The sequence below is a fragment of the Microbacterium sediminicola genome, from assembly GCF_039531125.1.
GTDB lineage: Bacteria > Actinomycetota > Actinomycetes > Actinomycetales > Microbacteriaceae > Microbacterium > Microbacterium sediminicola.
In genome coordinates this window covers 1046965-1053082 of sequence record NZ_BAAAPL010000002.1, presented here as the reverse complement: position 1 = coordinate 1053082, position 6118 = coordinate 1046965, and the positions used below count along the sequence as shown (strand labels likewise).

5 protein-coding genes and 1 pseudogene are annotated in these 6118 nt (G+C 68.2%); 5 read left to right on the top strand and 1 reads right to left on the bottom strand.

What is annotated here, in order from left to right; genetic code table 11:
- Positions 1-215, top strand: a pseudogene (locus tag ABD206_RS13580) (HNH endonuclease); the annotation flags it as partial.
- A 265-nt stretch (positions 216-480) separates the two neighbouring features.
- Here ABD206_RS13580 and ABD206_RS13575 read toward each other — a convergent pair.
- Positions 481-1461 carry a LysR family transcriptional regulator gene (locus ABD206_RS13575; RefSeq protein WP_344073504.1) on the bottom strand — a complete coding sequence of 327 codons (981 nt, stop codon included), beginning with the start codon at positions 1459-1461 and terminating at the stop codon, positions 481-483.
- Between the two features lie 198 nt (positions 1462-1659).
- Here ABD206_RS13575 and ABD206_RS13570 point away from each other — a divergent pair, with 198 nt between their 5' ends.
- From ABD206_RS13570 to ABD206_RS13555, 4 genes are all read left to right on the top strand, one after another.
- Positions 1660-2679: an ABC transporter substrate-binding protein gene (locus ABD206_RS13570; protein WP_344073502.1), complete on the top strand. Its 1020-nt coding sequence runs from the start codon at positions 1660-1662 to the stop codon at positions 2677-2679.
- A 98-nt stretch (positions 2680-2777) separates the two neighbouring features.
- Positions 2778-3569, top strand: coding sequence for an ABC transporter ATP-binding protein (locus ABD206_RS13565; protein ID WP_344073500.1), 792 nt, complete (start codon positions 2778-2780; stop codon positions 3567-3569).
- Positions 3566-5092: an ABC transporter permease gene (locus tag ABD206_RS13560; protein ID WP_344073498.1), complete on the top strand. Its 1527-nt coding sequence runs from the start codon at positions 3566-3568 to the stop codon at positions 5090-5092. Before ABD206_RS13565 ends, ABD206_RS13560 begins: the two co-directional genes overlap by 4 nt.
- On the top strand, positions 5089-6093 hold the full coding sequence (locus ABD206_RS13555) for an adenosine deaminase family protein (RefSeq protein ID WP_344073496.1): 1005 nt from the start codon (positions 5089-5091) through the stop codon (positions 6091-6093). The genes ABD206_RS13560 and ABD206_RS13555 overlap by 4 nt, the downstream gene beginning before the upstream one ends.
- The last annotated feature ends 25 nt before the right edge of the window (positions 6094-6118 follow it).

The window sequence follows — 6118 nt, the reverse complement described above, 5'->3', positions numbered from 1 at the left end:
ACCACGCCCTCGGCGGGAAAACGACTGTCTCGAATTTGAGTCACTTGTGTCAACGACATCACTCGATGAAGCAATTCACGTCATGGAAAGTGAAACAACTCCACGACGGAATACTCGAATGGACGTCCCCACTCGGGGATGTGTATTCGGATCGACCACCGGTGCCGACGGTGCATTTCAGATCGGTCGACGATGATCCACCCGCGCCGTTCTGACGACGATCAACTCCGACGGGGGACACTCTGTCACGCCGAGCTGCCGACACGCTCGTCTCGCTCGGGGGCGCGCGTCCGGCACGCTTATCGACTGCGAGCCTCGCAACGATTGTGCGCACCACCTCGGAGCGGACGACGCGGGAGAACGTGGAAGACGTGCGGGGACGCTGATGCCGTCGGGACGGTGCTCGACGCCGTCACCTATGATCACGAGCTTGCCATCGCCACTCGGCGGGCGGGGCTGCCGGTCATTGTTCCCGCATAGCTACGCGGAAGCCGCGCCCACCAGACCAGCGACAACCGCACGAACGGCGGGACGGAGATCGTCAGCGCGAACGACCACACCGACCTCGAGGGGGTCGAGGTCTTCGATCACACGGGCGACGACGTCCTGGCGGGCGTATTCCTCGGCGACGCTCTGCGAGGTGATGGCCATGCCCCGGTGGGCCGCGACGAAGGCGTACATCTCCTCGACCGTGCGATTCGCGGGGCCGACGATGGGGCCGAGCGGAGCATCCACGGGGCGAGGGAGCGCGAGCCAGAGTTCGCGATAGCCGGCGGGGGCATCTTCGAGACCCGGATCGAGAATCGGTTCGCCGTCGAGGTCGTCGAGGGTGACTGACCGTTTGTTCGCGAGGGCGTGATCGATCGGGAGCAGCGCGACCCGGGGAACACGCACGAGGCCAAACGTCTCACAGCCTGCAATCACTGAACCCTGGGGGTACTGATGGATGATCAGGTCTGCCACGCCGTCGATGAGCGCCTCGTGTTCGTGACCCCACACGAGCTGCGTGGCCGAGACGTCAACGACGGCTGCGGGAGCCAGCACTGCGGGCGGCGCAGCCTGTGCCGAGGCAGAAGAGTCAGCAGATGAGGACGAAGTGTGGGGGGTGGAGGCAAGCGCAGCGGAGACCAGTCGGCGCGGAGTACCGGGCGAGAATCCAACGACCACCGCCACGCGATCACCCCCGCCACTGACGCGACGAGCACGCGCCTCGAGGCGGCCTGCCGCCGCGAGCACCTCGACCGCATCGGCATGGAGCGACGCCCCTGCGACGGTGGGAACGACCCCGACCCCGGGCCGCTGCTTGTTGCGATGGATGAGGACAGAGTCCAGATCCCGCTCCAGGCGGGCGATGCTCTGACTGAGGGCGGGTTGAGACATCCGCAACTGCGCGGCCGCGACCGTGAACGACCGCGTATCGAGCACAGTGACGAAGCGGCGCAACTGCTCGAGCTCGATCACGGCACGCTCGCCCCGTGCATTTCGATCTCGTAAATCATCACGCGCCCTGCTACCTGTCCGTAACACGATCTCCCCGCAGATCCGCGGTTATTCATCCAGCTTATGACATCAGTGACGGGGGCTATTGGCGACTTCTCTCGACACCTGCCTACATTTCACTGCACCTATCCCTCAGCACCCCACTTCCAGGAGTCCCCCATGACGCTCCGCAGCACCCGTCTCGCGGCCGCCCTCGCGGTGCCCGCCCTCATCCTCACCGCCGCCGGCTGCTCGTCCTCCGGCGACAGCACCCCCGACGAGACCACCGCCGCCGTCACCGACATCACCTTCCAGCTCGACTGGGTGAAGAACAACCAGTTCGCCGGGTTCTTCGTCGCCGACGCCGACGGGTACTACGCCGACGAGAACCTCTCGGTCGACTTCCTCGACGGTGGCGATGTGGCATCCACCGCCGCCGTCATCGCCGGTGGCGGTGCCGACATGGGCATCGTCTCGAACATGGCCCGCTTCGCCGACGCCGTCGCGACCGGCGCCGATCTCGTCGTCGTGGGCGCGCTGTACCAGACCTCGCCCGCCGGCCTGATGACCCTCCCCGACCTGACGATCTCGAGCATCGACGACCTTGAGGGCCTACGCATCGGAACCGACGAGGCCGGCTCCGCCGACATCGACACCCTCTTCACCGTGAACGGCCTCGAGCCCAACTGGGAGGACGTGCGCGTCGGCTGGGATGCCGCCCCGCTGTTCGAAGACCAGATCGACGCCTACTACGCCTACCTGACCAGCCAGCCGGTCAGCTACGAGCTCGAGGGCACCGACGTCAACACCGTCTCGTTCGCCGACCTCGGCTACGACGACTACGCGGGACTCATCGTCACCACGCGTGAGTTCCTCGACGCCAACCCCGAGGCCGTCGCCGGCTTCATGACCGCCTCGCAGGCCGGCTGGGACGCGGCGATCGCCGACCCCGAGGCGGCGATCTCGCTGACCCTCAGCGAGTACGGCGCAGACCTGGGCCTGGACGAGGCATCCGAGCTCGCCGCGTTCGACGCCGCGATCCCGTTCATTCAGAGCGACTACACCGACGCCAACGGCCTGTTCGCCATCGACCTCGACCGCATCTCGGGCTCGATCTACGACACACTGACAGCCTCGGGCCGCACCGACCTGCCGGACGTCGATACCGCCTTCGACGCGACGATCGTCACGGCGAACTAACCGCACCCCCGCGCAGTACCCGAAAAGCACCACCTCGCGGGGTGCGCGTCAGCTCCCACGACGCGCACCCCGCACCCCCTCTTCGAGAGGCCCGCACCATGACGACCCCCGCGACAGCAACAGCGACCATACCCGCTGAGATCAGCCTGACCGACATCCGCAAGACCTTCCGCACCCGCACGGGGACGGTCACGGCCCTCGACGACTTCACGCTGCAGGTGTCCGGCGGCGAGTTCGTCGCGATCCTCGGCCCCTCCGGCTGCGGAAAGTCCACCGCCCTGCGCATGGCCGCGGGGCTCGACGTTCCCGATGCCGGAGCGGTCACGGTCGACTCCGACACCCCGGCCACCCTCGGCGGCGCGGGCAAGCTCGGCGTCGCCTTCCAGGACAACGCCCTGCTTCCCTGGCTCTCGGTGCGCAAGAACATCGCGCTCCCCTACAAGGCGACCGGCACCGCCGTGGACCGCGCCCGCGTCGACGCGCTCATCGAACTCGTCGGCCTGTCCTCGTTCGCGGATGCCCGTCCCGGCCAGCTCTCCGGCGGGATGCGCCAGCGGGTGTCGATCGCGCGTTCCCTCGTTCTCTCGCCCCGGGTGCTCCTGCTCGATGAGCCGTTCGGCGCCCTGGACGCGGTCACCCGCCACCGTCTGAACGTCGAGCTCGCCCGCATCCTCGACGCCGAACGCTCCACGACGCTGCTGGTGACCCACTCCGTCGAAGAAGCCCTGTTCCTCGCCGACCGTGTCGTGGTCATGACCGGACGCCCGGGCAAGGTCAAGCAGGAGCTCGACGTCCCGTTCCCTCGACACCGCACAAAGGACGTGCTTATCGATCCCGAGTTCCTGCGCCTGTCGGCAGAACTCACCGCTGCCCTCGACCACGACGCATGACCAGTTCTCGTACCTCCCGCGCGCTGCTGGGTGTGCTGGGCGTCACCATCCTGCTGGTCGCCTGGCAGATCCTCGGCGCCACCCAGACCCTCGGCCGGACGCTCCCGAGCCTCACCGAGGTGCTCGCGGTCTTCGGCGAGCGCGGCGAGATCCTGTGGCGGGCCGCCACCGCGACCGGCGCGCGAGCCCTCGTCGGCGGCCTCGTCGGTCTGGCGATCGGCCTCGTTCTCGCGGCCCTGACCGCGTGGTGGCCGCGCACCAGCCGCACGGTCGTCCGCAGCGCCGTACTCATCAACGCCATCCCGATCGTCGCGATCGGTCCCGTCCTCATGAGCCTCGACGGCCGAGAGTACATCCCCGAGATCTTTGCCGCCCTATCGGTCTTGTTCTCGACCGTCATCACCGCGACCGCGGGGTTCCGTGCCGCATCCGAAGGGAGCCGCGACCTGCTACGGGTGTTCCGCACCTCGCGATGGAAGCGGTTCTTGCACCTTGACCTGCCCGCCTCCGTCCCTACCCTCGCCGACGCGCTGCGCCTGGCCGTTCCCGCCGCCATGCTCGGCGCGCTCCTCGGCGAGTGGTTTGGTGCCGATCGGGGCCTGGGCGTCGTCATGGTCTCGTCGATGCGCAACATCCAGTACCCGCAGCTGTGGGCGGCGGCCCTCATCGCTGTGCTGATGTCGCTTGTCGCCTACTCGCTCGCAGGGCTGCTGGAGCGGTTCGCGTCGGCGAGATTCGGACGCACCGGCGACACCTCAGCCGAGGTACCGCACCTGGGGCGTGCCGCGAGCATCATCACGAGCATCGCCATCCCCGCCGCGCTCGTCGTGGCGTGGCAGCTGTGGATCGTCCTGGCCGACGTGCCGCTCATCGTCGCTCCCCCGCCGGGAGACGTCGCCGTCGCCCTGTTCACCGACCCGGGCGAGTATCTGGTCGCGGCGGCGGTGACCGTCGGACTCGCGCTCGGGGGTGTCGCCACCGGCGCCCTGCTCGGCATCCTGCTGGCGATCATCGTCTCGCTCGCGCAGTGGCTCGCGGCACTGCTCTCGCCGCTGGCGCTGCTGATCCCCACCGTGCCGATCGTCGTGTTCATCCCGATCGTCGGGAGCTTCTTCGGGTACGGCGTGGCCACCGTGTTCGTCTCGTGCGTGCTGATGGCGTTCTTCCCCATCTACGTGCTCGCTCTCTCGGGGCTGCAGACTCGGCCGGCCGGCAGCAACGACCTGTTCACCGTGTACCGCACGGGGCGGTTCCGCCGGCTCGCGTATCTCGCGCTTCCGGCATCCGTACCATCACTTGCGCTCGCGCTGCGCCTGGCGGCGGCGAACGCGATTCTCATCGCGATCAGCGCGGAGTGGCTCATGGGCCAAGGCGGCCTCGGGCGTCTCCTCAGCGAGAAGCGGGTCGTGCTTGACACTGCAGGTTCGTGGGCAGCCGTCGTGGTCGCGATCGTCGTGTCGATCATCGTGTACATCGGCGCCGAGCGGACCGAGACCGCGCTCGTGCGGAGGTGGCGATCGTGAGCGGGGTGAAGGTTTCGCGCTCCCTCCTCGAGCTGCCGAAGGTGCATGTGCATGCACACTTGGACGGGTGTTATCCCCTCGACGCCGTGCAGCAGCTCGCCGCGCGGCACGATGCGGGCTTCGAAGTGCCCGAGTCGTTCGCGACCGTGTGGGACTTCTTCGACGCCTACGGCACGGTACCTGCGCTCGTCCGCGACCTGGACGATCTGAGGGCGCTGTGCCGGGCGTTGGTGCTCGCGGATGCCGCGCTCGGGGTGCGATACCTGGAGCCCGCGATCGAACCGCAGCTGTACGCACCGCGTCTGGGCTCGCTGGAGCAGGTCACCGGCGTGATCATCGACGCACTGCAAGAAGCCGCTGTCGAAGCGGGGATCGAGGTGGGCGCGAACCTCACCGTCAACACCGACCAGGACGAGGAGCTCGCCGCGCAGCTGGCGAGAGTGGCGGCATCCTTCGCCGGTCACGGGGTGACCGCCCTCGGCACCGCCGGCTTCGTCGAGCCCGCGGGCCTCAAGCGGTTCGCGACCGTCGCCGACATCGGCCGCGACGCGGGACTGCAGATCGTCTCGCACGCGGGTCAGACCGGCGGGCCCGACAGCATCCGCGAGGCGCTGAACGACCTGGGCGCCACCCGCATTTCGCACGGCGTCATGGCCGTGCTCGACTCCGAGCTGGTGTCTAGGTTGGCAGATGAGCACATCGTGCTCGACGTGTGCCCCGTCTCGAACGTGCGACTCGGGGTCAGCTCATCGCTGGAACAGCACGAAGCACGAGCGCTCGTGGCGGCGGGCGTTCGCGTGACGCTCAATGCTGACGACTCGCTGTGGTTCGGCAACTCCGTGCTCGACCAGTACCGCATCGCGCGGGACGTCTGGGGCATGGACGACGCGACCCTCGCCGCGATCTCCCGCACCGGGCTGTTGGTGCCGGGGATGAGCGAGCGCACCCGCTCGGAGTACGAGGTGTCGCTTGCCGCGTGGTTCACCGCCGCACCGGGGTGATCGGTCTCTGACCGCATCCACCCCC

Excerpts from the sequence above, each read along its gene's own strand:
- ABD206_RS13560 (WP_344073498.1), top strand. The coding sequence starts at position 3,566 with ATGACCAGTTCTCGTACCTCCCGCGCGCTGCTGGGTGTGCTGGGCGTC.
- ABD206_RS13565 (WP_344073500.1), top strand. The coding sequence starts at position 2,778 with ATGACGACCCCCGCGACAGCAACAGCGACCATACCCGCTGAGATCAGC.
- ABD206_RS13570 (WP_344073502.1), top strand. The coding sequence starts at position 1,660 with ATGACGCTCCGCAGCACCCGTCTCGCGGCCGCCCTCGCGGTGCCCGCC.